Below are 23,287 nucleotides of genomic sequence, written 5' to 3' on the forward strand. Positions count from 1 at the left end.
CAGTCGCGTGCAGACCAGATCGAGAGGTAGCAGCATGAGGTTCGAGAACAAGGTCGTCGTCGTCACCGGGGCGGCGCAGGGGATCGGCGAGGCGTACGCCAAGGGGTTCGCCGCCGAGGGCGCCGCCGTCGTCGTCGCCGACCTGAACGAGGAGAAGGGGCAGCAGGTCGCCAAGGAGATCGAGGCGGCCGGCGGCGTCGCCCGGTTCGTACGCTGCGACGTCTCGGACCACGCGTCGGCAGCCGCGCTGGTGGCCGAGACGACCGAGGCGTACGGCGGGATCGACGGGCTGGTCAACAACGCCGCGATCTACGGCGACATGGCCTTCGACCTGCTGATCACCGTCGACTGGGACTACTACGAGAAGTTCATGAGCGTGAACCTCAACGGTGCGCTGGTGATGACCCGCGCCGTCTACCCGGCGATGCAGAAGCGGGGCGGTGGGGCGATCGTCAACCAGTCCTCCACCGCGGCCTACCTCTACTCCGGCTTCTACGGGCTGGCCAAGGTCGGCATCAACGGGCTGACCCAGCAGCTCGCCCACGAGCTCGGTGGGATGAACATCCGAGTCAACGCGGTCGCGCCGGGGCCGACCGACACCGAGGCGACGCGGGTCCAGGCCGGCGACGCGGCGAGAGAGATGACGAAGGGCATGGCGATCAAGCGCCTCGGCACCACCGAGGACATGGTCGGGACCGCGAAGTTCCTCCTCTCCGAGGACTCCTCGTGGATCTCCGGACAGATCATCGCCGTCGACGGCGGCGGGACGTTCCGGCTGTGACCGCGGCGCCCAGGACACGTGCGGGGTTCGTCGGCCTCGGCAACATCGGCAAGCCGATGGCGCTCCAGCTCGCCCGCTCGGACGGGATCGAGCTGTGGGTGCACGACATCGCCGAGGAGCCCGTCGCCGAGCTCGGTGCGGCCGGTGCGAAGGCGGCGGGCTCGGTCGCCGAGCTGGCCTCGGCCGTCGACGTACTCAGCGTGATGGTGCGCGACGACGACCAGGTGCGCCAGGTGCTCGCCGAGGTGCTCACCGCCGTCGGCGACCGGCCGGCGGTCGACCCGCTGACGGTCCTGGTGCACTCCACGGTCGCGCCCGAGACGCCGGCCGAGCTGGCCGCGACCGCCGAGCCGCACGGGGTGAACGTGCTCGACGCCCCCGTCTCCGGCGGCCCGATGGGAGCCGCCGAAGGCACCCTGGCCATCCTCGTGGGCGGCAGCCCGGAGGCGTACGCAGGCGCCGGCCCGGTCCTGACCGCGATGGGCTCCAAGGTGGTCCATGCCGGCCCGGTCGGCGCCGGGACCAGGTTCAAGCTGGCCCGCAACCTGCTCCACTTCGCCTCCTTCACCGCCGCCACCGAGGCCCAGCGGCTCGCCGAGGCTGCCGGACTCGATCTGGTGGCGCTCGGCGACGTCGTACGCCACACCGACGCGATCACCGGCGGACCAGGCGCGATCATGCACCGCGACACCACCGCCCCGATCGACGAGACCGACTTCTGGCACGGCGTCTTCGGCCACGTCGTGGCGCTGGGGGAGAAGGATCTCGGCTTCGCGATCGAGCTCGCCGAGGAGCTCGGCGTCGAGGTGCCGCTCGCCCGACTCGCCCTCGACCGGCTGGCACCCGGGCTCGGGCTCCCCAAGGACTGAACGAGGAACACGGAATCATGAACGACGACACCGACAAGTTCGCCGACCTGCCCGAGCAGCGCGCCCGAGGCCTGCGCAAGATGGAGGAGGTCTACGGCTTCGACATGGCCGACGGCGAGGGCGACTTCTTCCGCTACACCGCCGACCATCTCTTCGGGGACATCTGGCAGCGCCCGGGCCTGACCACCCGCGACCGCCGGCTCCTGCTGATCGGCCTGCTCGCCGGCCAGGGTGCCGCGGACGTGCTCGGGATCCAGATCCCCGCGGCGTACGCCAACGGCGAGCTCTCCGAGGACGAGCTGCGCGAGATCGTGGTGTTCCTGAGTCACTACGCGGGCTGGCCGAACGGTGCCAGGATGAACACGGTGGTCGAGGAGACCATCGGGAAGGCCCGGAGGAAGGCCCAGGGAAAGGCCCAGGGAAAGGCCCAGGGAAAGGCTCAGCGCTCATGACGTACGTCATCACCCAGTCGTGCTGCAACGACGCCTCCTGCGTGGAGGTCTGCCCAGTCGACTGCATTCACCCCGCGCCCGACGAGCCTGGCTTCGGTGCCGCCGAGATGCTCTACGTCCACCCCGACGAGTGCATCGACTGCGGAGCCTGCGAGGACGCGTGCCCGGTCAACGCGATCTACCCGGACTACGAGGTCCCGGACGCGTTCGCGCCCTACGTCGACATCAACGCCGCCTTCTTCGAGTTCACCGGCGAGCAGGAGGAGCCCGCGCCGCTGCCGCCGTTGGGCCCGAAGATCCCCGGCGGGCCGCTCAAGGTGGCCGTGGTCGGGGCCGGCCCGGCCGGTTGGTACGTCGCGGAGGAGCTCGCCGCCACTCGCCGCTGCGACGTCGAGATCACCGTCATCGACCGGCTCGCGACCCCTTACGGTCTGGTCCGCTACGGCGTCGCGCCGGATCACCTGGACACCAAGGAGATCGTCTCCGGCTTCGCGAAGACGGCACGCCACCGCCGGGTACGGACGCGCTACAACGTCGAGATCGGGCGCGATGTCACCCACGAGGAGCTGCTCGGCGCCCACCACGCGGTCGTCTACACCACCGGCGCCGGCGAGGGCCGCAGCCTCGGCCTGCCGGGGGAGGATCTGCCGGGCTCGACCTCGGCGGCGGAGCTCGTCGGCTGGTACAACGGCCATCCCGACCGAGCCGATCTCACCTTCCCGCTCGGGCACGAGCGGGCCGTCGTCATCGGCAACGGCAACGTCGCCCTCGACCTGGCCCGGCTGCTGCTGGCCGACGAGGCGGCCCTGACGGCCTCCGACGTGGCTCCGGTCGCGCTCTCGGCCCTGGCGGCCAACGGCATCCGCGAGGTCGTCGTGACCGCTCGCCGGGGTGCCGAGCACGCCGCCTTCACCAGCCCCGAGCTGCGGGCACTGGCCGACGACCCGGGCATCGACGTCGTCGTCGACGAGGCGGACCTGACCGCCCTGCCGACCGAGGCCGACACGACCGAACGCAACGCCGCCACCTTCGGGGCGCTCCAGAAGGCCGACCTGCTCCGCGACCTGGCCACCCGGCCGCGTACCGACGCCGCGAAGCGGCTCGTCCTCCGCTTCGGCCTCACGCCCACCGAGATCCTCGGCACGGAGACCGTCGCCGGGGTGCGCTTCGACAACGGCGAGGAGCTCGAGGCCGGGCTGGTGGTCCGGGCCACGGGCTACCGCTCCGCAGGGGTCGACGGCGTCCCGAACGAGGCGGGCACCGGCCGCTTCCCTAACGAGGCCGGCCGGGTGATCGGGGCCGAGGCCACCTACACCGCGGGCTGGGCGAAGCGTGGTCCCAGCGGCGTGATCGGCACCAACCGCGCCTGCGCCGCCGAGACCGTACGCACCCTCCTGGACGACTACGCCGCCGGCGCGCTCACCGACCCTGCGGGCGAGTCCCTCGACGACCTCCTGGCGGCGCGCGGCGTGATCGTGGTCGACCAGACCGGCTGGAACACGCTCGACACCCACGAGTGCGAGTCCGGCAAGGAGATCGGTCGACCGCGCGCGAAGGTGACCGACCGGGAGGAGCAGGTCCGCATCGCGGCTCTGGCCCGAGTCTGACCTCGCCCCCAGCCGAGTCGGCGCATCCTGACAGAAAACAACGCCGAGTCGGCGCGTCATGACGAGCCGACTCGGCTGGAATTTCGGTCAGGACGAGCCGACTCGGCGTTCGGTTTGACCGGTGCCCGTTGGGCAGGTCTGCGAGAGTGGGTGAAAACCGATTCCTCGGGGGAAAGGCACTCCATGTCAGGCAGCGACTACAAGGACTGGAACCAGTCGATCATCGATGAGTTCCGCTCGAACGACGGCAACGTCACCTCGGTGCCGTTCGGGCGCGGGCTCGTACTCGTGCACCACACCGGCGCCAGGACCGGCACCGAGAGGGTCTCGCCGGTGGCCAACCTCCACCCGGATCCCGACACCTGGCTGATCGCCGCCTCCAAGGCCGGCGCGCCCGAGAACCCGGCGTGGTACCACAACCTGCTGGCCCACCCGGAGACCAAGATCGAGACGCCCGACGAAGGGGTCGTCGAGGTCGAGGTGACCGAGTTGACCGGCGCCGAGCGCGACGCCGCCTGGGATCGCTTCAAGGCGATGAGTCCGGGTTTCGGCGAGTACGAGGCGAAGACCGACCGGGTCATCCCGGTCCTCGCGCTCCACCGCCGCTGAACCTCAGACCGGTGTGATCGGCAGCGACCGGCGCGGCTCGAACGCGAAGTCCGCGCCGGTGCTGAACCTCACCACCGTGACCTCGTCGGCCTCGGGAGCGGGTTCGGTGCGGCGTACGATCTCGACCCGCCAACCGTCGTCGACGGCGTCTCCAACGGACCGGACCTCGACGTCGAAGTGAGCGTCGAGCGCCTGCACCGCGACCCGGAGCGGAATGAACCATTCCGGTCCGATCAGGGACACCCAGGCACCGTCCTCGTCGGCCGCCGAAGGGCGGACGGTCATCGCGTCGGCCTCCACCTCGACCGAGACGTACGCAGCGGGGTTGAGCATCGGATGGAGCGCGAGCAGCCGCAGGGCGCCCTTGGTGTCCGGCGGCAGCGAGAGCGCCCGGGCGAGGCGGGCACCGGCGATGCCGGCGACCCCGACCAGCTGCTTGCGGCGGATCTCCAGGAGCTGCTCGGGCGAGGTCACCCGGGACTCCAGCGCGAGGGTGAAGCCACGGTCGAGCAGCGCCATCTGCAGGCACACCTCGTCGGCGATGCGCACCAGCGCCGAGTGGGAGAAACCGGCCAGGTCGAGGTCGGAGACCAGCGGTCCGGCGTAGTCGGCGGCGCCGTCCTCGGACGGATCGATCGGCGCGAGCTCGAGCCCGGCCGCCCGGGAGCGCTCGTTGACGGCCAGCTCGGGGATCGCCACCGCCTCGGGATGGGCGTCGTCGATGATCACCGTCCAGCGGCAGTGGGGCATCCGGTCGGCCGGGGTCCGCGGCGGCCGGTGGACCGGGCGTACCTGGGCCCGGGGGTGGGTCGCGATGGCGGTGGCGTCGAACGTCGGATCCTCGATGTCGTGGCACATCCCGCGGACGTACTCCTCGCCCATCGGCTCCACGTCCATCAGCGCGCCGCAGTGGTCGAGGTGGAACTCGCCGTGGCGGGCGTCGTGGACGGTGTAGCGGAAGTCCATGAACTGCGGGGGCGCGCCGATGTCGAGCTGGAGGCCCTTGAAGATCGTCGGTACGTCGCCCTGCCCAGACACCGCCGGCGCGTACCCCAGCGCGGCCTGCATCCGCCGGGTGTAGATCGGCGAGGCGGCGGCCCACTCGACGATCGCGATCCGGAGCATCTCCTCGCGCCCGAAGGCGGAGATGCACCACGCCATCCCGGAGCGGTCGATCAGCTGGCCGATCAGGAGGAGCTCGCGGACGACCTCGGCGAGCTCCTCCCGGGTCAGCTCGGCATAGCGGGAGACGGGCGTCAACGGATGTGGAGCTTCCGCATCCAGCGCAGCGACGCCTGCATCTGCTTGGCGTAGTCGTCGAAGGTCTGCTTGCCCTGCGGCCCCATGACCTGCTTCTTCAGGGTGGCGACGTTCTGGGTCTCGGTGTACTTCAGCAGCCCCTGGTCACCGTGACGAGCACCGACGCCGGACTGCTTCATGCCGCCCGACGGGGTCGACTTCGAGGCGTACGCGGTGGCGAGGCCGTCGTTGATGTTGACGTTGCCCGACTCGATCCGCGCGGCGATGGCCTGCGCCCGCTTGAAGTTCGTGGTCCAGACCGAGGCGTTGAGCCCGTAGTCGGTGTCGTTGGCCAGCTCGATCGCCTCCTCGAGGGTCGAGTAGCGGTGCAGCGAGACCACCGGCCCGAACGTCTCGGTCACGCCGTGGAGCATCTCCTTCGTGGTGCCCTCCAAGATGGTGGGCTCGAAGAAGGTAGGCCCGATGTCGGGACGCGCTTTGCCGCCGGTCAGCACGGTGGCGCCCTTGGCGACCGCGTCCTCGACGTGCGACTGCACCCGCGCCAGGTGGTCGTGGGAGACCAGTGCCCCGAGGTCGGGCCCGAAGGCGTACGCCGCCTCGATCCGCATCCCCTCGACGGCGGCCACGAACTTGTCGCGGAACTCGTCGTACATCGCCTCGGGGATGTAGATCCGCTCGATGTGCATGCAGATCTGGCCGGTGTTGCCGAAGACGGCGAACATCGAGCCGCCGACGGTCTCGTCGATGTCGGCGTCGTCGAGGACGATCATCGGGTTCTTGCCACCGAGCTCGAGGCAGGCGCCGATCAGGTTGCGGCCCGCCTGCTCGCCGATCACCCGGCCGGTCGCGGTCGAGCCGGTGAACATCGCGTAGTCGACGTTGTCCAGCATCGTCGGGCCCACGTCCGGACCCTCGCCGCAGACCACCTGGAACAGGCCCTTCGGCAGGCCCGCCTCCTCGAGCAGCGATATCCCGAACAGCGGCGAGAGCGCCGTCTTGTTGTCCGGCTTGAGCAGCACCGCGTTGCCGGCCATGAGTGCCGGGATCGCGTCGGAGAGACCGGTCGCGAACGGGAAGTTCCACGGCGCGATGATCCCGACCAGGCCCCGCGGCGGGTGGCGCTCGATCGAGCTGGACAGCACCGGCATCACGCCCGGGCGCTTCTTGTCCTTGAGCAGCTTCGGCGCCCGCTTGAGGTAGTGCGAGATCACCATCGGCGGGTCGCAGACCTCTTCGAACGCGATCCGGCGGGCCTTGCCCGACTCGGCCTGGATGAGGTCGGCGATCTTGTGCTGGTTGCGCAGGATCAGCTCGTGGGCGCGCTTGAAGACGGCTAGCCGCTCCCGGAGCGGGGTCGCCGCCCACGCCTGCTGGGCGGCCCGGCCGGCTTCGGCGGCCCGCTCCACGTCTGCCGGTGAGGACTGCGGCAGCGCCACCAGCACCTCACCGGTGTAGACCTCGGTCAGCTTCCAGGACGCACCCGTCGAGGACGGGACCCGGGAGACCAGCTCGGCCAGCAGCTCCTCGGTGATCCAGTCGGGGCGGCGTACGTCTGCTGTCTTCGCGGTGTCAGTGCTCATGTCTGCTTCCGATCAGCGGTTGTCGAGGACGGCTCTACAGATTTTCGTCAAGGACGAAGGTTGCGCAACGGTCACCGATCATGACCGCGGGAGCGTTGGTGTTGCCGCCGATGATCGACGGCATGATCGAGGCGTCGGCGACGCGGAGGCCGTCGATGCCGCGTACGCGCAGCTGCGGGTCGACCACGGCCCGCTCGTCGACGCCCATCCGGCAGGAACCCACACCGTGGTAGATCGAGGTCGCCCGGTTGGTGACCTCGTCCTTCATCGCCTCGGCGTCGATCGCCTTGCCGGGATGGATCTCCGACTTGACCTGGTCGCCGAAGGCCGGGGAGGCCATGATCTCGCGGATCATCTCCACGCCCTCGAGCAGCACGCGCTTGTCGTCGGGCTCGGCGAGGTAGTTGAAGTCGATCAGCGGCTCGGCGGTCGGGTCCGCGTTACGCAGCCGCAGCGTCCCGCGCGAGCGCGGGTAGATGAGCGACGACATCACCGTCAGGGCCGCCCGCGGGTCGACCTCGTGGCGGATCGGCGCGTCCTGGTTGGGGGAGGGGTAGGCCCAGGGGAGCACGTGCAGCTGCAGGTCGGGTACGTCGGTGGCCAGCGAGGTGCGTACGAACCCGACCGTCTCGAAGACGGTGTGGCCGAGGATCGACCTGCCGACCGTCTGCTCCTTGAGGACCGCCTTGCCGAAGTAGCCGGCGGTGCCGTGGTGCAGCGCGGTCGGCATCTCCCAGGTGGTCGGCACGAACATGTGGTCGTGCAGGTTGTCGCCGACCGGCAGCTCGTGGATCGCGGTGATCCCGTGCTCGGCGAGGTGGGCGGAATGACCGATTCCGGAGAGCATCAGCAGCTGGGCGGAGCCGAAGACACCCGCGGAGACGATGACCTCCTGGGTCGCCGAGATCGTCTGCGGACCCTGTCTGGTGAGGATCTCAACGCCCCTCGCCCGGCCGTTCTCGATCACGATCCTCGAGACGTGCACCTGGGTGAGCGTGGTCAGGCTCGGCAGCTGCTGGTCGTGGAGGTAGCCCCGCGAGGCCGAGTAGCGCAGCCCGTCGATCGCGCTCTGCTGGAACGTCGCGACGCCCTCCTGCTCGGCGCCGTTGTAGTCGTCGAGCACCTTCACGTCGAGGGTCTCGGCGGCGGCGCGCTGGAAGGAGAGCGACGCCTCGGTCGGCCGCGGGTGCTTCATGACCTTGATCGGCCCACCCGTGCCGCGGTAGTCGGAGCCACCGCCCTCGTAGTCCTCGATTCGCCGGTACGCCTCGTTGACCGAGTCCGCGTCCCAGCCGGTGTTGCCCTCGGCCGCCCAGGCGTCGTAGTTGGCCCGGTTGCCCCGGACCCACAGCAGGCCGTTGATGGAGGAGGAGCCGCCGAGCACCTTGCCGCGCGGCTGGGGGAGCTCGCGGTTGCGGGCATGCTGCTGGGGTACCGTGTGGTAGCCCCAGTCGACGAGCTTCTTCAGCCGCGGCTCGGCGTGGAGGGGGCCGATCATGCCTGGCTTGGTCACCAGGTAGTTGCGCCTGTCGTTCTTCCCGGCCTCGAGCAGGATGACCGACTTCCCTGCCGCCGCCAGGCGGCCGGCGACGGCACAGCCGGCCGAGCCGGCGCCGACGACGACGTACTCGGCTTCTGTGATTGTGGACTTGGGCACGATCAGATCCTCTCGATGATCGTGGCGGTCGCCTGAGCGCCACCGGCGCACATCGAGACCAGGGCGGTGCTGGCGTCGCGACGCTCGAGCTCGTGCAGCGCGGCAGTGAGCAGCCGGGTGCCGGTGGAGCCGACGGGGTGGCCGAGCGCGATCGCGCCGCCGTTGACGTTGATCTTCTCCTCGGGGACCTGGTGCACCGCGGCCCACGACATGACCACGCCGGCGAAGGCCTCGTTGACCTCGGCGATGTCGATGTCGCCGATCGTCATCCCGGTGTCCTTGAGCGCCTTCTCGGTCGCCTGGACGGGGCCGTCGAGGTGATAGTAGGGATCCGAGCCGACCAGGTTGGACGTCACGATCCGCGCCCGAGCCTTCAGGCCCAGCGAGGCGGCGACCGCGGAGTCCATGAGCAGCAGCGCCGAGGCGCCGTCGGAGATCTGCGAGGAGGTTCCGGCGGTGTGGATGCCGCCCTCGAGCACCGGGCTGAGCCCGGCCAGCTTCTCGAGCGAGGTGTCGCGGATGCCCTGGTCCTCGGTGACGGTGCGAATCTCTCCGGTGGCCTTGCCCTCGTCGTCGAGCATGGGGGCTTCGACGGCGAAGATCTGGCTCTTGAAGTGTCCGGCGTCGCGCGCCTGGCGCGCCTTGACCTGCGACCACAGCCCGAACTCGTCGACCTCGTTGCGGGAGAACCCGCGGTTCTTCACGATCCGGTCGGCGCCCTCGAACTGGTTGGGCAGATCGATGTTCCAGTCTTCGGGACGTGGATCGCCGGCGCCCTTGGGCACGTTGGCGCCCAGCGGGATGCGTGACATCGACTCGATGCCGCAGGCGATGCCGACCTTGATCTGGTCGGAGGCAATCATCGCGTTGATCAGGTGGGTGGCCTGCTGGGCAGAGGAGCACTGCGCGTCGATGACGGTGGAGCCGGTGTGGATCGGCAGGCCCGCATGGAGCCAGGCGCGGCGGACCATGTTGTTGGACTGCTCGCCGGCCTGGGAGACGCAGCCGCCGATGACCTGATCCACCAGGTCAGGGTCGAGACCTGCGCGCTTGAGTACCTCGACCTGGGCGGCGCCGAGCAGAACGCCCGGGTGCAGGCCCGCGAGCCAGCCCTTGCGCTTGCCGATGGGGGTACGGACGGCTTCGACGATGACGGGCGTGCCCATGGAACCTCGCTCTTCGGGGGTTTCGACAAGTCGCTGGTGCGCGGGCGCGCACCGTCACGCCTGATGACGTGACACCGGTTACACTCGATTGTTCCAAATTAGAACGTGTTCTCGTTTGGCGCAACCCTTGTGTGATCCCGGGCACTGTGTGAACATAAACTAGAACGTGTTACAGAAAAGACCTCGAAGGAGCACACCCGTGACCGCTCTCCCCGTGGATTTCGATCCGACTGATCCCGTGCTCAACGAAGAGCGCGTCCCGCTCCAGGAGTTCATGGAGCTGCGGCGTACGGCTCCGGTCTTCTGGATCGAGCAGAAGCCCGAGGCGCGAGCAGGGTTCCTCGACACCGGCTTCTGGGCGGTCAGCAAGCACGAGGACATCCTCGCCGTCTCCAAGGACAGCGAGAACTTCAGCACCAACGAGAACGGCGTCATCATCCGGTTCGCGCCGGACATGACCCGCGAGCAGGTCGAGCTGCAGCGCGCCATGCTGATCCACCATGACGCTCCCGACCACACCAAGCTGCGCCAGATCATCAGCCGTGGCTTCACCCCGCGTGCGATCAACGCTCTCAAGGACCGCCTGGTCGAGCGGGCCAACAGCATCGTCGACGACGCGCTGGCCAAGGGGGAGGGCGACTTCGTCGCCGAGGTCGCCGCCGAGCTCCCGCTCCAGGCGATCGCCGAGCTGCTCGGCGTCCCGCAGGAGGACCGGCGCAAGCTCTTCGACTGGTCCAACCAGATGCTCGCCTACGACGACCCGGACTACAACGCGGACCCCGAGGCCGCCTCGATCGAGATCCTGACGTACGCGATGACGCTGGCCGCCGAGCGCAAGGCGGACCCCAAGGACGACATCATCTCCAAGCTCGTCAACGCCGAGCTGGAGGGCGGCGCGCTGGGCGATGACGAGTTCGGCTTCTTCGTCATCCTGCTCGCCGTCGCCGGCAACGAGACCACCCGCAACGCGATCTCCCACGGCATGCAGGCCTTCTTCGAGAACCCCGACCAGTGGGAGCTGTGGAAGAACGAGCGCCCCGACACGATGGTCGACGAGGTGATTCGCTGGGCGACCCCGGTGACGGTCTTCCACCGCACCGCGATCAACGACGTCGAGGTCGGCGGTCAGCTCGTCAAGGCCGGGCAGCGCGTCGGGCTCTACTACGCCTCGGGCAACCACGACGAGGACGTCTTCGACGACCCCGACACCTTCGACATCACCCGCGAGCACAACCCCCACCTCGCCTTCGGCGGCCACGGCGCCCACTACTGCATCGGCGCCAACCTGGCCCGGATGGAGGTGCGGATCATGTTCGACGTGATCGCCGACCGGATGCCCGACCTGAAGCCCAACGGCGCCCCGCGCCGACTGCGTCACGCCTGGATCAACGGCATCAAGGAGCTCCCGGTCACCTACGCCTGATCGCCAGGCACGACGACATTGGAGAAGTGGGGCCGGCGGAACGGATAGTGCGCCGGCACCCACTTCTTCAGCGCTTCGTAGACCATCTCGTAGAGCCCCTGCTCGTACGCCTCGGTGGTCACCCACCAGCTGACGTCGACGTCGTACGCGGCCAGCTCCTCGCTCAGCTCCTGCCGGACGCCGAGCGGGTAGAGGTAGGCGCACCCGACATAGCCGAGCCCGGCGGTCTCCAGGACGTAGGAGAACGACTTGTTCTCCTTCCACTCGCCCTCGTGCCAGACCAGGTCGATGTAGTCGTCCTCCTCCGACGTCGGCCCCTCCGGCCACCCGCCACCCCGGGTGGTGTTGATGAGCTCCCGGTCGGCGTTGATGGCGCGTACGTCATCGGCCAGGCAGTCGCGCGACAGCGGCCGCGCCGTCAGCTCGCCGTGCGTGAGCACCTTCGGCGCCTCGAACCCTTCGGGGACGACGAGCAGCTTGCTCAGCCCTGCGTAGCTCATCGCGCTCACCCCAGCTCCCCGGCGAGCTGCTCGGCAGGCGTCGAGTCGGCGATGGCGCAGGTCTGGCACTCCATGGCACCGCACGCTATCGGAGGCCGTGGCTCAGGTGAGCAGGCCGGGAGTGGCGCGTCAGCGCATCGTCACGACGATCTTGCCCTGGTTGTCGCCGCTCGCGAGACGTGCGTACGCCGCCAACCCCTCGCTCAGCGGGAACGTGCTGTCGATGACGGGCGGGACGACGTCGCTCGTCACCAGCGCGGTGATCGCCTCGAGGTCTGCGCGCGACTGGGGCACGACGAGTACGCCGACGTCCTTGCCGGTCCGTGCCTTGACGAGCGGGCGGGCGGGCAGGGCGGCGAGCAGGATCCGGGTCGAGCCGCCGACCATCCGGTAGGTGCCGCCCGGGCGCAGGGCGCGGTGGACGCGGAAGGGGGAGCGGTGGGCGACCAGGTCGATGATCAGGTCGTAGCGTTCGCGGTGGTCGGCGTGATCGGCCCAGTCCTCGGTCTTGAAGTCGACGGTGGTGCTCGCGCCGATCCGGTGCATGAAGTCGGCCTTGTCGGCCCGGTCGACGGCGGTGACCTCGGCGCCCCGGGCTGTGGCCAGCCCGACGACGAGCGGTCCGCCCGCACCGCCTGCGCCGTTGACCAGCACCCGGTCGCCCGGTTGCACTCGTCCTTCGATGGCGCGCCAGGCGATGCAGCCGGCCTGCGGGATGGAGGCGGCTTCGACGTACGTCAGGCCGGCCGGCTTGCGCGCGAGCAGCCGCGGCTTCGTGGCGACGTACTCGGCCAGCCCGCCGCGGTAGCCGGCCAGCTCCCCGAAGACCTCGTCGCCGACGGAGAACTCGCTCACCTCATGCCCGACCGCTGAGACCACACCCGCGATGTCGGATCCCGGCACCGGTCGCCGGGGTCTGCGCAGGCCGCCGACGCGCGAGTAGAACGGCGAACCGGCGAGGTTCTCCCGGTCGGACCCGTTCAGTGAGCAGGCATGGACCTCCACCAGCACCTCATCGGCAGTCGGCTCGGGCACCGGGAGATCAGCCATCTCGACCGCGTCGAGCCCACCGTACGTTCTCTGGGTCAGCGCCAGCATCGCTGCCTCCTGTCTCGCGGGGCAACGCTAGCGCTCCGGCCGGAGGCCGACATCTGGTTTCGCCGATCCCCGTCGAGTCGGCTCGTCATGACGAGCCGACTCGACGCGAGATTCGGTCAGGACGAGCCGACTCGGCGAGGTCAGTTGGTCGGTGGCTGCGAACCGACGACCCACATCGCGAAGAACTGCGAGCCGCCGCCGTAGGCGTGCCCGAGCGCCCGGCGGGCGCCGTCGACCTGGTGCTCGCCGGCGCGGCCCCGGACCTGCAGGGCGGCCTCGGCGAAGCGGAGCATGCCGGAGGCGCCGATGGGGTTGGAGGAGAGCACACCGCCGCTCATGTTGACCGGCAGGCTGCCGCCGAGGGCGGTCTCGCCGGCCTCGGTGAGCTTCCAGCCCGAGCCCTCGGCGGCGAAGCCGAGGTTCTCGAGCCACATCGGCTCGAACCAGGCGAACGGCACGTAGATCTCGGCACAGTCGATCTCGCGGGCCGGGTCGGTGATCCCGGTCGCCTTCCACAGTGCCGCCGCGGCCTCGCGCCCCGCCTGCGGGTTGACCTGGTCGCGCTCGGCGGCCGAGGTGGGCTCGGAGCGCATCACGGTGCCGTGGATCCAGGCGGGTGCCTCGTACGTCTTGGCGACGTCCTCGGCGGCGATGACCATCGCGCAGGCGCCGTCCGAGGAGGGGCAGGTCTCGTCGTAGTGGATCGGGTCCCAGAGCATCTGCGAGGCCAGGACCGACTCGACCGTGGTGCCCTCGTTGTGCAGGTGCGCGTACGGGTTCTTCAGTGCGTTGTTGCGGTCCTTGGCCGCGACGATCGCACCGATGTGCGAGGGCGCGTTGGCACGGCGGATGTAGGAGCGTACGTGCGGGGCGAAGTAGCCACCCGCGCCGGCGTGCACCGGCATCACGAACGGGATCGGCACCGAGAGCGCCCACATCGCGTTGGACTCCGACTGCTTCTCGAAGGCGACGGTGAGCACGCGTCTGTGGACGCCGGCCTGCACCAGCGAGGAGGCGACGATCGCGGTCGAGCCGCCGACCGAGCCGGCGGTGTGCACGCGCAGCAGCGGCTTTCCGGCCGCCCCCAGCGCCTCGGCGAGGTAGAGCTCGGGCATCATCACGCCCTCGAACAGGTCCGGTGCCTTGCCGATGACGATGGCGTCGACCTCGTCGAGGGTCAGGCCGGCGTCCTCGAGCGCCCGGTCCATCGCCTCACGGCACAGCCCGGCCATCGAGACGTCCTCGCGCTTGGCGCGGTGGTGGGTCTGGCCGATCCCGATCACGGCGGCTGGGGTCTTGCCCATCAGTTTCGTCCTTCCATCACGCACACGAGGTTCTGCTGCAGTGCCGGACCGCTGGTCGCGTGGCCGAGCACCTTGTCGGCCGACCCGTCCCAGATCCGCTTGGCGGCCTCGCCGATCCGGATGGCGCCGGCGCTGAACATCGGGTTGGCGGCGAGCGCCCCGCCCGAAGGACTGATCTGTACGTCATCACCCAGTCCGAGCGCCGAGCGCAGGACCAGCTCCTGGTGGCTGAACGGCGCGTGCAGCTCGGCGACCTGGACGTCCGCGGTGCCGCCCACGGCGGCTGCTGCCCGCTGGGCCGAGCCGGAGATCGTGAGGTCGCGCGTGCCGAGGTGGAGACCGTCGGAGCTGTGCGCGATGCCGGTGATCCAGGCCGGCCGCTGGTTGGCGTCGTACGCCCGGTCGCCGGCGGCGAGCACGATCGCGGCCGCGCCGTCGGTCACCGGGGCGCAGTCGTGCTTGCGCAGCGGATCGGCGAACATCGGCCGGGCGAGCAGCTCGCTCACCGAGGAGCCGCCGGCACGGACGGCGTACTCGTTCTTCTCCGCATCGGTCAGCGACCGGTTGACGACCTCGGCCAGAGCCGCCTCGTCCCAGAGCCCGGCGTCGAGCCCGAGGCGCGCCTGGAGCGCAGCCAGGGAGACGGTGTCGGGCCACAGCGGCGTCATCGTGTAGGGGTCGAGCTGCAGGGACAGGGTGCGGCGCAGGACGCCCGCCGACGCCTTGCCGAAACCGAAGACCAGCGCCGTGTCCACCTCGCCGGTCTGGATCTTGATCCAGGCCTCGTAGAGGGCCCACGCGGCGTCCATCTCGACGTGCGACTCGTTGACCGGAGGCAGCACCCCGATCGCGTCGATCGCGCTCACGAACGAGAACGACCGGCCGGCCAGGTAGTCGGACGAGCCCGAGCACCAGAAGCCGATGTCCTTCTTGGCCCATCCGGTCTGCTCGTAGCACTCGGCCAGGATCGGCACGAGCAGCTCGGCCATGCTCGGCGACCCGTCGAAGTCCTTCATCTGTCGCTGGGCGAACCCGACGACGGCAACGTCTCTCACTGAGCGCTCCTCACAGGTGGTGCTTGTAGCTGTCGAAGTCCGCGTCCGGCTCACCGGTCGGCGCGAAGTGGCTGATGTTCTCGATGCTGGTGCCCCACTCGTCACGCGGCTTCCAGACCGCCTTGACCCGCATCCCCATCCGGACCTCTTCGGCGGGGATGTCCAGGATCAGGTGCTGCAGCGCGATGTCGGCGCCGTCGAGGAGGACGTACGCGGAGACGTACGGCGGCTTGATCTTCTGTCCCAGGAACGGGACGTTGACGACGCAGAAGGTGGTCACCGTGCCGACGTGGGAGAGCTCGATCTCCTCCGCGGTCGGCACGCCGTCGGTCGGGCAGGCGCCGCGCGGTGGGACGTAGACCTTCCGGCACTTCGGGCAGCGCTGGCCCAGGATCCGGCCCTCGGCGAGGCCGCGGAAGAACGAGGACTCCTCCGGCGAGGCCGCGTAGTGGTAGTCGAGGCTGACCGGGGTCACGATCAGGCTGACGTCCTCGCCTCCGGCCAGCGCCGGGTTGCGTGCTGGGTTGCCTGCTGGGTCGCCGCCGTCGGCCTCGAAGACGAGGTCGTTGACCGAGCCGGTGCGCTCCTCGGCCCATCGGGCTCGGACCTTCATCCCGGTCTCGATGTCGTCGGGGGAGGCGACGTCGACGGCGTGCAGCCACGGGGTGTCGGCGCCGTCGATGGTGATCAGTGCGTACGCAAAGGGCCGCTCGAACGGCTGGCCGGCGACGGGCTCGCTGACCCAGGTCCACGAGGTGACCGTGCCGGTGTCGGGGAGCTCGACGAACTCGGTCACGGCCTGGTGCGTGACCGGGTCGTACTCAGGGGGTGGGACCGCGACTCGACCGTCGCCGAGCCGGCCGCCGACGATGGTGGTGTCTCGCAGTCCGGTGAGGAAACGGCCGATCACCGGGCCTGTGGATCTGGTGTAGTCGAAGGCGACCGTCACGGGTGCCTGAAGGGTGCGACTCATGACAGAAAGTGAAACACGTTCTAGTATTGGCCACAACCCGTACGCCCTGCCGATCGGCGGCGGAGCCTCGGACGAAGGAGTCGATGAGAGTGAAGTTGGGGCTACAGCTGGGCTACTGGGGAGCACAGCCACCGACCGGTGTCGGGGAGCTCGTCGCCGCCGCTGAGGAGGCCGGGTTCGACGCGATCTTCACCGCCGAGGCGTGGGGGAGTGATGCCCTGACGCCGCTGGCCTGGTGGGGCCGGGAGACCTCCCGGGTCCGTCTCGGCACCTCGATCGTGCAGATGTCCGGGCGTACGCCGACCTCGATCGCGATGCACGCGCTGACCCTCGACCATCTCTCCGGAGGCCGGTTCATCCTGGGGCTCGGCGTGAGCGGTCCGCAGGTGGTCGAGGGCTGGTACGGCCAGCCGTTCGGCAAGCCGCTGGCCCGCACCCGCGAGGTCGTCTCGATCATCCGCAAGGTGCTCGCGCGAGAGGCGCCGGTGACCAACGACGGGCCGCACTACCCGCTGCCCTTCACGGGCGAGGGCTCGGTCGGGCTCGGTAAGCCGCTCAAGCCGATCGTGCACCCGCTGCGGGCCGACATCCCGATCTGGCTCGGTGCCGAAGGCCCCAAGAACGTCGCCCAGACGGCCGAGATCGCCGACGGCTGGATCCCGATCTTCTACACCCCCAGATCCGCCCCGATGTACGCCGACTGGCTGGCCGAGGGCTTCGCACGACCCGGGGCGCGGCGTACCGCCGACGACTTCGAGATCGCCGCGACCTGCCATCTCCAGGTCGTCGCCAACGCGGACGAGAAGCAGGCGGCGCTCGAGGCGATGAAGCCGTTCGCGGCCCTCTACATGGGCGGGATGGGTGCCAAGGAGCAGAACTTCCACAACCAGGTCTTCGAGCGGATGGGTTACGCCGAGCTCGCCGGGCAGGTCCAGGCGCTCTACCTGACCGGTGAGAAGGAGAAGGCCACCGCGCTCATCCCCGACGAGCTCGTCGACGACCTGCACATCATCGGCACCGAGGCGGAGGTACGCGACAAGGTGGCCCAGTGGGAGGAGACCGGTGTGACCACGCTGCTGCTGAGCCTCGGCTCGGCCGCCGACGTCCACCGCATCGCCGAGGTGCTCGGGTGACGGCTGTCTACGCCGTCACCGGCTCGGCCTCGGGCATGGGAGCCGCGGTGGTCGAGCGACTCCTCGCCGCCGGACACCGGGTCGTGACCGTCGACATCGCGGAGGCGGATGTGGTCGCCGACCTGTCGACGCCGCAGGGTCGCCGCGACGCGACCGAGAAGGTGCTCGCCGCCTGTGGCGGCCGGCTCGACGGCGCGGTCCTCGCGGCCGGGCTCGGGCCGGCGCCGGGGCGCGAAAGGCCCGCCCTGATCACGCAGGTCAACTACCTCGGTGTCGTCGAGCTTCTCGAGGGCTGGCGCGAGGCGCTCGCCGCGACCGGGAACGCCAAGGTCGTGGTCTTCTCCAGCAACTCGACCACGACCATGCCGCTGATCCCGGCGCGGGCGGTCGCGGCGCTGCTCGAGGGCGACGCGGAGCGGGCGCTGAAGGCGTATCGGATCTTCGGGAAGGGGGCGCCGGCGATGGCCTATGGCGCCTCGAAGGTCGCGGTCACTCGCTGGGTGCGGCGGCGCGCGGTCGAGGCGGATTGGGTACGGGCCGGGATCCGGCTCAACGCGATCGCGCCGGGCGCGGTGCTGACGCCGCTGCTGGAGAAGCAGCTCGCGACACCGGGGGAGGCGAAGGCGATCCGGTCCTTCCCGGTCCCGGCCGGCGGCTACGGAGACCCCGGATTGCTCGCCGACTGGGTGATCCACATGCTCGGCCCCGCCGCGGACTTCATGGTCGGCAGCGTCGTTGTGGTCGACGGCGGCACCGACGCCTGGTTCCGGGCCGACGACTGGCCGCGGCCGGTGCCGGGCAGGCGGCTGCGGGGCTATCTGCGCAGGATGCGCGAGTTCAGGAAGGTACGCGCGTGACCGATTCCACGACCGACCCGCTCGCGCCGGCGACGCTGGGTCCGGTGACCCTGCGCAACCGGGTGATCAAAGCGGCGACCTTCGAGGGCGCCTCGCCCGGGGCGCTCGTCTCGGACCGGCTGATCGACTACCACCTCGCCGTCGCCGAGGGCGGCGTCGGGATGACCACGGTCGCCTATCTCGCGGTGGCCCCGGAGGGACGTACGCACGCCGACTGCATCTACTGGCGCCCGGAGGCACTGGCGGGGCTGCGGCGGCTGACCGATGAGGTCCACGCGACCGGCGCCAAGATCTCGGCCCAGATCGGTCACGCGGGCCCGGTGGCCAACGCCAAGTCCAACGGGGTGCCGTCGCTGGCGCCGACGCGTTCGTTCAACGCGCTGGGGATGGCGTTCAACCGCGCCGCGACCGCGGCGGACCTCGCCCGGGTCGTCGAGCAGCACGGCGCCGCGGCGCGGATGGCGGTCGAAGCCGGGTTCGACGCGATCGAGGTGCACCTGGGCCACAACTACCTGCCCAGCTCGTTCCTCAGCCCGCGCCTGAACTCGCGTACCGACGAGTTCGGCGGGTCGCTGGCCAACCGAGCCTCGATCCCGCGCCAGATCGTGGCTGCCGTGCGGGAGGCGGTTGCTGATGTGGGTGGCGGCCAGGTCGCCGTGCTCGCCAAGATGAACATGCGCGACGGCTACCGCGGCGGGTTCGACCTGCCCGAGTCGGTCGAGTTCGCGCGCCTGCTCGAGTCCGACGGTCACCTCGACGCGCTCGAGCTCACCGGCGGCTCCTCGTTCATGAACCCGATGTATCTCTTCCGCGGCGACGCTCCCTACCGCGAGATGGCCGCCAACATGCCGCTGCACCCGGTGATCAGGATGGGCATGCGGATGGTGGGCAAGGGCTTCTTCAAGGAGTACCCCTACAAGCCGCTCTACTTCCTCGACAACGCCCGCGAGTTCCGTCGTGCGCTGAGCTTGCCGCTGGTCCTTCTCGGCGGGGTCACCGACCTGGCTGGGATGCGGACCGCGATGGACGAGGGCTTCGAGTACGTCGCGATGGCCCGCGCGCTGCTTCGCGAGCCGGACCTGGTCAACCGCCTCCGGGCGGACCCCTCGACGGTGTCGCGATGCACCCACTGCAACCTGTGCATGTCGACGATCTACCCGGGGACCCATTGCCATCTCGACGACGAGCACGTCTACGGTGAGGCTCACCCGATCTTGGCCGAATCCTCCTCGGCCGACAGACCTGAGACGAGAAGCTAGATGTCCTCCATGCACTACGGACGTGCACACCACCCGAAGGCTCCTGCCGGATACGTCCATGACGACATGACCGACGCCGAGATCAAGGAGCGGGAGGCCAGCCTGGTCCCGCTGACCGACTCGGTGCGCCGGCTCGTCGACGCCGTCGTGCGCACCCAGGTCTCGGACTCGGTCCTCGATGACGTACGCGGCCGGGTCGAGGCGCTGACCGATGAGCTGCTCGCCGAGGCACTGCCCGGTCCGCACGGGGTCCGGTTCGGGGCGGACGGCGGCTTCCGCAACTACGGCAACCCGGTGGTCGGGAAGGGGAACGCCTTCGCCCCGCCGCTGGCGGTGCAGCGCGACGGTGAGGACGTCTGGGCCGACTTCACGCTCGGACCGGCCTACGAGGGCCCGCCGGGGCTGGTTCACGGCGGTGTCTCGGCGCTGATCCTCGACCAGCTGCTCGGCGAGGCCGCCTCGGCCGGTGGTCGCCCCGGGATGACCGGCACCCTGACGATCGTCTACAAGCAGGGGACCCCGCTGGGGCCGCTGCGCGGTGAGGCGCGGATCGCGTCGACGGAAGGCGTGAAGGCGGTCGTACGCGGCCGGCTGCTGACCCGGCCGACCGACGGCTCCGAGCCGGTGGTGTGCGTCGAGGCCGAGGGCATCTTCATCCTGCCGCGGTGGGCACGCGAGGCGATGGCCGCCGCCGACCGGGACCACGTCGGCGACGCCTGAACCAGCTCTCGATCAGCAGCCTTCACCGGGGCTAGAACACGTTCTAGTTTCGCGGTAAGGTGCGAGCATGGATACCAGCCGCATCGGTCCCCACAACGGTCATCTGATGGTCTCGGCGCTGGAGCGCCACAAGAACCGTCCGATCATTCATCTCGGAGACGTGAGTCTCACCGGGGCGGAGGTGGCGGCGCGGATCAGTCAGTACGTCCAGGCCTTCGAGGCGCTCGGCGCCGGTACCGGCTCGGCGACCGCGCTGCTGGCGCTCAACCGCCCCGAGGTGCTCTTCATCCTCGGCGCCGGCCAGACCCAGGGATTCCAGCGCACGGCGCTGCACCCGCTGGGCAGCGCGGAGGACCAGGCGTACGTCATCAACGATGCCGGCATCACCGGTCTGATCATCGACCCCTACTTCGCCGATCGTGCCGTCGAGCTGCTGGAGATGTGCCCGGGGCTGAAGCGGGTGCTGACCATCGGGCCGGTCCCGCCGCAGCTGGCGGATGTCGGCGTCGATCTCGTCGCCGCTGCGGAGACCTATCCGGTCGAGCCGCTCGCCGCGAGACTGCTCCCGCCCGGCCACGTCACCTCGATCACCTACACCGGTGGCACGACCGGGAAGCCCAAGGGAGTGATCGGACTGTCCGGGTCGTTCGCGACGATGACCCAGGTGCAGCTCTCGGAGTGGGAGTGGCCCGAGGCGCCCCGGTTCCTGATGTGCACCCCGCTCTCGCACGCCGGCGCGGCCTTCTTCGTGCCCGTCGTGATCAAGGGCGGCACCCTGTTCGTGATGCCGAGGTTCGATCCGGCCGCCGTCCTGGAGACCATCGAGCGCGAGCGGATCTCTTCGCTGATGGTGGTCCCGACGATGCTCTACGCACTCCTCGACCACCCCGACTCCCGCACCCGGGACCTCTCCTCGCTCGAGACCGTCTACTACGGCGCCTCCGCGATCAACCCGGTGCGCCTGGCCGAGGCGATCGAGCGGTTCGGGCCGATCTTCGCGCAGTACTACGGCCAGTCCGAGGCGCCGATGGCGATCACCTACTTCGCCAAGGGCGACCACGTCGACGCCGACGGGAAGCCGCTCACTCATCGGCTCACCTCGTGCGGTCGGCCGTCCGCGCTGGTCCGTACCGCCCTGATCGGTGCCGACGGCCAGCCGGTCGCGCCTGGCGAACCCGGCGAGATCTGCGTCGCCGGACCGCTGCTCTCCGGCGGCTACTGGCAGCTGCCCGAGGTCACCGCCGAGACCTTCCGCGACGGCTGGATGCACACCGGCGACGTCGCGCGGGAGGACGACGACGGCTTCTGGTACATCGTCGACCGCACCAAGGACATGATCGTCACCGGCGGCTTCAACGTCTTCCCCCGTGAGGTAGAGGACGTCATCGCGACCCATCCCGCGGTCGCCCAGGTCGCCGTCATCGGCACCCCGCACGAGAAGTTCGGCGAGGCCGTCACTGCCGTGGTCGTCCCTCGCCCCGACGCCGTGCTCTCGGACGAGGTCGTCGCCGAGATCCAGGCCCTGGTCAAGGAGCGGAAGGGCTCCGTCCACGCGCCGAAGTCGGTCATCGAGATCGACGCGATCCCGATGACCGCCCTCGGCAAGCCGGACAAGAAGGCCCTCCGTGCCCGCTTCTCGAAGTGACGTGCGTCAGGGGTAGCGGATCGCGTACCGAAGGTGGGTCACCCCGCGCCCCTCGAGGCGTCGGGTGAGCTCGAGCTCGACGGGCCCGACGCCGTCGTCGGGGAAGAGTCGTCTCCCGGCACCGAGAAGAACAGGCACGAGGTGGATTTCGATCTCGTCGAGCTGGTGCGCGGCGAGGAGCGCCTGAGCAAGGCCGGCGCCGTGCGCCATGACGACCTTGTCGCCGGACGCCTGCCGGGCCTCGTTGGCGCACCGGTCGACGTCCGTGAAGTAGCGGGCACTGCCTGGCGGGACGTCGTCGGGGTGGTGGGTGAGCACGTGGATCGGGACGCCGTCGTGGTGGTCGCCGCCCCAGCGGTCGGCCAGCTCATACGTACGCCGCCCGGAGATCAGCGCCCCCGTGGCGAGGTACTCGCGGTAGACGTCGCCGTTCACGCCGGCGCCGTGACGGTCGTCGAGCCAGTCGAAGATCCGCCCACCTCCCCGACCGAGCCCTTGGCCATGGCGGTCGTCCGGGCCGGTGACGAAGCCGTCCAGGGTCATGGACATCGACAGGCGGACGGGGGTGCGAGAGGTACGTGAGGTGTCGGACATGGTTCCTCCTGTTGGTGGTGCGCCGCGGAGGGCGGCGCTCACCAGGACCACGATCGGAATCCGGCCGATCCGACACGGCAGGCTCGGCGGTCCCACTACGCTGGCTCCGATGTCAGGCGCGACGGCAACGGGCTATGGGGTCGTCACCAAGACCCTGCACTGGCTGACCGTCGCCGCGTTCGTGCTGCAGTTCGTGGTCGGCTATGCCATGTCGACGGAGGCCGACTGCGACCCGCCAGGGGAGGATCGCAGCGGCGGTGACACCTCCGACGCGGAGGACGAGCGGATCGACCGCATCGAGGAGGCCTGCGAGGCCCGACTCGGCGATGAGGGCACGCTCGAGACTGCGTGGTCCGACCTGTGGGGCGGCGGCATCGGTGTGGACGGCATCAGCCTCCCCGAGCTGCACATCCTGCTCGGCCTGGCCATCCTGCTTCTCGGCGGCCTCCGGCTCGCCTGGCGCATGATCGCACCGCTGCCCCCGTGGGACCCGCGGCTCACCGCGGGCGACCGGCGGCTGGCCCATGTCACCGAGCGTGCGCTGCTCTCCTTGATGTTCGTCGTCCCGCTGACCGGCCTCGCGCTGGTGGCGGTCTCCGGCGACCTGGTCGCGCTGCACATCGCCGCCCACATCGCGTTCTTCGTCGCGCTCGGCGCACATCTGCTGCTGGTGCTGCGGCGTGGGCTGCTGCCGCGGATGCTGCCAGGGGCTGCGTACGTCAGGAAGGGCCGGGCCTGACGGGGG

At 70.0% G+C, this 23,287-nt stretch carries 22 protein-coding genes; 12 read left to right on the forward strand and 10 right to left on the reverse strand.

The window, feature by feature from the left end; translation table 11 throughout:
- Positions 1–34 precede the first annotated feature (34 nt).
- The 5 genes from ACW14X_RS00145 (at position 35) to ACW14X_RS00165 (ending at position 4,318) form a co-directional block, all read left to right on the forward strand.
- Positions 35–781 (forward strand): SDR family oxidoreductase, encoded by a 747-nt coding sequence (locus tag ACW14X_RS00145; RefSeq protein WP_457164271.1) that lies wholly within the window; start codon positions 35–37, stop codon positions 779–781.
- Positions 778–1,650, forward strand: a complete 873-nt coding sequence (locus ACW14X_RS00150) for an NAD(P)-dependent oxidoreductase (protein ID WP_457164272.1) — start codon at positions 778–780, stop codon at positions 1,648–1,650. Before ACW14X_RS00145 ends, ACW14X_RS00150 begins: the two co-directional genes overlap by 4 nt.
- A 17-nt stretch (positions 1,651–1,667) precedes the next feature.
- Positions 1,668–2,102, forward strand: coding sequence for a carboxymuconolactone decarboxylase family protein (locus ACW14X_RS00155; protein WP_457164273.1), 435 nt, complete (start codon positions 1,668–1,670; stop codon positions 2,100–2,102).
- Complete coding sequence (locus tag ACW14X_RS00160) at positions 2,099–3,709, forward strand: FAD-dependent oxidoreductase (protein WP_457164274.1); 1,611 nt, start codon at positions 2,099–2,101, stop codon at positions 3,707–3,709. The genes ACW14X_RS00155 and ACW14X_RS00160 overlap by 4 nt, the downstream gene beginning before the upstream one ends.
- Before the next feature lie 183 nt (positions 3,710–3,892).
- Entirely contained in the window at positions 3,893–4,318 is a 426-nt protein-coding gene (locus ACW14X_RS00165; protein ID WP_350839158.1) for a nitroreductase/quinone reductase family protein, read from the forward strand.
- Between the two features lie 3 nt (positions 4,319–4,321).
- Here ACW14X_RS00165 and ACW14X_RS00170 read toward each other — a convergent pair whose 3' ends face one another.
- Genes ACW14X_RS00170 through ACW14X_RS00185 form a run of 4 tightly spaced genes read right to left on the reverse strand, consistent with a single transcriptional unit; the run spans position 4,322 to position 9,981 of the window.
- Positions 4,322–5,578, reverse strand: a complete 1,257-nt coding sequence (locus ACW14X_RS00170; RefSeq protein ID WP_457164275.1) for a hypothetical protein — start codon at positions 5,576–5,578, stop codon at positions 4,322–4,324.
- On the reverse strand, positions 5,575–7,158 hold the full coding sequence (locus tag ACW14X_RS00175; RefSeq protein ID WP_457164276.1) for a succinic semialdehyde dehydrogenase: 1,584 nt from the start codon (positions 7,156–7,158) through the stop codon (positions 5,575–5,577). The genes ACW14X_RS00170 and ACW14X_RS00175 overlap by 4 nt, the downstream gene beginning before the upstream one ends.
- Positions 7,159–7,192: 34 nt before the next feature.
- Positions 7,193–8,815: a GMC family oxidoreductase gene (locus tag ACW14X_RS00180; protein WP_457164277.1), complete on the reverse strand. Its 1,623-nt coding sequence runs from the start codon at positions 8,813–8,815 to the stop codon at positions 7,193–7,195.
- A gap of 2 nt (positions 8,816–8,817) precedes the next feature.
- The gene (locus tag ACW14X_RS00185; RefSeq protein ID WP_457164278.1) at positions 8,818–9,981 is read right to left on the reverse strand and encodes a steroid 3-ketoacyl-CoA thiolase; all 1,164 of its coding nucleotides are present in this window, start codon (positions 9,979–9,981) and stop codon (positions 8,818–8,820) included.
- Between the two features lie 199 nt (positions 9,982–10,180).
- Here ACW14X_RS00185 and ACW14X_RS00190 point away from each other — a divergent pair, with 199 nt between their 5' ends.
- Entirely contained in the window at positions 10,181–11,404 is a 1,224-nt protein-coding gene (locus tag ACW14X_RS00190; protein WP_160023311.1) for a cytochrome P450, read from the forward strand.
- On the opposite strand, the gene ACW14X_RS00195 is transcribed toward ACW14X_RS00190, so the two are convergent.
- The 5 genes from ACW14X_RS00195 to ACW14X_RS00215 form a co-directional block, all read right to left on the reverse strand.
- A complete protein-coding gene (locus ACW14X_RS00195; RefSeq protein ID WP_457164279.1) occupies positions 11,395–11,904 on the reverse strand; it encodes a GNAT family N-acetyltransferase in 510 nt (169 codons plus the stop codon). The genes ACW14X_RS00190 and ACW14X_RS00195 overlap by 10 nt on opposite strands.
- Before the next feature lie 129 nt (positions 11,905–12,033).
- Positions 12,034–13,002: an NAD(P)-dependent alcohol dehydrogenase gene (locus tag ACW14X_RS00200; RefSeq protein ID WP_457164280.1), complete on the reverse strand. Its 969-nt coding sequence runs from the start codon at positions 13,000–13,002 to the stop codon at positions 12,034–12,036.
- A 140-nt stretch (positions 13,003–13,142) separates the two neighbouring features.
- Positions 13,143–14,306 carry a thiolase domain-containing protein gene (locus ACW14X_RS00205; protein WP_457164281.1) on the reverse strand — a complete coding sequence of 388 codons (1,164 nt, stop codon included), beginning with the start codon at positions 14,304–14,306 and terminating at the stop codon, positions 13,143–13,145.
- The gene (locus tag ACW14X_RS00210; RefSeq protein WP_457164282.1) at positions 14,306–15,361 is read right to left on the reverse strand and encodes a thiolase domain-containing protein; all 1,056 of its coding nucleotides are present in this window, start codon (positions 15,359–15,361) and stop codon (positions 14,306–14,308) included. Before ACW14X_RS00210 ends, ACW14X_RS00205 begins: the two co-directional genes overlap by 1 nt.
- A gap of 10 nt (positions 15,362–15,371) precedes the next feature.
- Positions 15,372–16,334 (reverse strand): Zn-ribbon domain-containing OB-fold protein, encoded by a 963-nt coding sequence (locus tag ACW14X_RS00215; RefSeq protein ID WP_457164283.1) that lies wholly within the window; start codon positions 16,332–16,334, stop codon positions 15,372–15,374.
- 83 nt (positions 16,335–16,417) lie between these two features.
- Here ACW14X_RS00215 and ACW14X_RS00220 point away from each other — a divergent pair, with 83 nt between their 5' ends.
- The 5 genes from ACW14X_RS00220 to fadD8 all read left to right on the forward strand — a co-directional run bounded on the left by ACW14X_RS00220 (position 16,418) and on the right by fadD8 (position 21,948).
- Positions 16,418–17,467, forward strand: a complete 1,050-nt coding sequence (locus tag ACW14X_RS00220) for an LLM class F420-dependent oxidoreductase (protein ID WP_350841439.1) — start codon at positions 16,418–16,420, stop codon at positions 17,465–17,467.
- On the forward strand, positions 17,464–18,324 hold the full coding sequence (locus tag ACW14X_RS00225; RefSeq protein ID WP_457164284.1) for an SDR family oxidoreductase: 861 nt from the start codon (positions 17,464–17,466) through the stop codon (positions 18,322–18,324). Before ACW14X_RS00220 ends, ACW14X_RS00225 begins: the two co-directional genes overlap by 4 nt.
- Positions 18,321–19,583 carry an NADH:flavin oxidoreductase gene (locus tag ACW14X_RS00230; RefSeq protein WP_457164285.1) on the forward strand — a complete coding sequence of 421 codons (1,263 nt, stop codon included), beginning with the start codon at positions 18,321–18,323 and terminating at the stop codon, positions 19,581–19,583. The genes ACW14X_RS00225 and ACW14X_RS00230 overlap by 4 nt, the downstream gene beginning before the upstream one ends.
- 9 nt (positions 19,584–19,592) lie before the next feature.
- Positions 19,593–20,303, forward strand: coding sequence for a PaaI family thioesterase (locus ACW14X_RS00235; RefSeq protein WP_457164286.1), 711 nt, complete (start codon positions 19,593–19,595; stop codon positions 20,301–20,303).
- Between the two features lie 67 nt (positions 20,304–20,370).
- Complete coding sequence (gene fadD8, locus ACW14X_RS00240) at positions 20,371–21,948, forward strand: fatty-acid--CoA ligase FadD8 (protein WP_457164287.1); 1,578 nt, start codon at positions 20,371–20,373, stop codon at positions 21,946–21,948.
- Between the two features lie 6 nt (positions 21,949–21,954).
- Here the strand turns inward: fadD8 and ACW14X_RS00245 are convergent, their stop codons facing one another.
- The gene (locus tag ACW14X_RS00245; RefSeq protein WP_457164288.1) at positions 21,955–22,542 is read right to left on the reverse strand and encodes a dihydrofolate reductase family protein; all 588 of its coding nucleotides are present in this window, start codon (positions 22,540–22,542) and stop codon (positions 21,955–21,957) included.
- A 109-nt stretch (positions 22,543–22,651) separates the two neighbouring features.
- Here ACW14X_RS00245 and ACW14X_RS00250 point away from each other — a divergent pair, with 109 nt between their 5' ends.
- Positions 22,652–23,281, forward strand: coding sequence for a cytochrome b/b6 domain-containing protein (locus ACW14X_RS00250; RefSeq protein WP_457164289.1), 630 nt, complete (start codon positions 22,652–22,654; stop codon positions 23,279–23,281).
- Positions 23,282–23,287 lie beyond the last annotated feature (6 nt).

It is taken from the genome of Nocardioides sp. YJ-D4 (assembly GCF_054031495.1).

Coding starts and splice junctions, on each gene's coding strand:
- ACW14X_RS00145 (WP_457164271.1), top strand. CDS start 35: ATGAGGTTCGAGAACAAGGTCGTCGTCGTCACCGGGGCGGCGCAGGGG.
- ACW14X_RS00155 (WP_457164273.1), top strand. CDS start 1,668: ATGAACGACGACACCGACAAGTTCGCCGACCTGCCCGAGCAGCGCGCC.
- ACW14X_RS00160 (WP_457164274.1), top strand. CDS start 2,099: ATGACGTACGTCATCACCCAGTCGTGCTGCAACGACGCCTCCTGCGTG.
- ACW14X_RS00165 (WP_350839158.1), top strand. CDS start 3,893: ATGTCAGGCAGCGACTACAAGGACTGGAACCAGTCGATCATCGATGAG.
- ACW14X_RS00175 (WP_457164276.1), bottom strand. CDS start 7,158: ATGAGCACTGACACCGCGAAGACAGCAGACGTACGCCGCCCCGACTGG.
- ACW14X_RS00185 (WP_457164278.1), bottom strand. CDS start 9,981: ATGGGCACGCCCGTCATCGTCGAAGCCGTCCGTACCCCCATCGGCAAG.
- ACW14X_RS00195 (WP_457164279.1), bottom strand. CDS start 11,904: ATGAGCTACGCAGGGCTGAGCAAGCTGCTCGTCGTCCCCGAAGGGTTC.
- ACW14X_RS00200 (WP_457164280.1), bottom strand. CDS start 13,002: ATGCTGGCGCTGACCCAGAGAACGTACGGTGGGCTCGACGCGGTCGAG.
- ACW14X_RS00205 (WP_457164281.1), bottom strand. CDS start 14,306: ATGGGCAAGACCCCAGCCGCCGTGATCGGGATCGGCCAGACCCACCAC.
- ACW14X_RS00215 (WP_457164283.1), bottom strand. CDS start 16,334: ATGAGTCGCACCCTTCAGGCACCCGTGACGGTCGCCTTCGACTACACC.
- ACW14X_RS00220 (WP_350841439.1), top strand. CDS start 16,418: ATGAGAGTGAAGTTGGGGCTACAGCTGGGCTACTGGGGAGCACAGCCA.
- ACW14X_RS00235 (WP_457164286.1), top strand. CDS start 19,593: ATGCACTACGGACGTGCACACCACCCGAAGGCTCCTGCCGGATACGTC.
- fadD8 (WP_457164287.1), top strand. CDS start 20,371: ATGGATACCAGCCGCATCGGTCCCCACAACGGTCATCTGATGGTCTCG.
- ACW14X_RS00245 (WP_457164288.1), bottom strand. CDS start 22,542: ATGTCCGACACCTCACGTACCTCTCGCACCCCCGTCCGCCTGTCGATG.
- ACW14X_RS00250 (WP_457164289.1), top strand. CDS start 22,652: ATGTCAGGCGCGACGGCAACGGGCTATGGGGTCGTCACCAAGACCCTG.